This window comes from Undibacterium sp. RuTC16W, assembly GCF_049339445.1.
Classification (GTDB): Bacteria; Pseudomonadota; Gammaproteobacteria; order Burkholderiales; family Burkholderiaceae_D; genus Undibacterium.
Genome location: NZ_JBMPPE010000072.1, coordinates 1 through 359 on the forward strand (window position 1 = coordinate 1; position 359 = coordinate 359).

Consider the following 359-nt stretch of genomic DNA (forward strand, 5'->3'; position numbering starts at 1 on the left):
ACTGGTGGAGGCGCCGGGAATCGAACCCGGGTCCGAGAAAGAGACTCATAAGGCCTCTACATGCTTAGTCTATCGTTTAGTCTCGCAGTGAAGTTACCGATAGACAGGGTTTTCACCGCCAGCACCGAATTTTGTCTCGTCCTCAGGTGTCCAGTGCGTCGCCATCGGACCAGCTCGCTAGTCGTCAGCCCTCTTAATCCCGCGAGCGCGCATTAAGGAGCTGTCGCCGCTCAGTTAGGCAGCGAGTGCAAAGTCATTTTCGGCACTTGTGTGTGCTCCACCAGTTTTACGAGTTAGTAGAAGCTCGGCATGCAGCACAAACTATCCCATTCCCCGTCGAAGCCATGTCGCCCCCCCCT

General features: G+C 55.7%; 1 other RNA gene. It reads right to left on the reverse strand.

The features are described 5' to 3' along the window. Window positions 1–2 precede the first annotated feature (2 nt). Window positions 3–355: a transfer-messenger RNA gene (ssrA, locus tag ACO0K4_RS19575) on the reverse strand. Window positions 356–359: the final 4 nt, after the last annotated feature.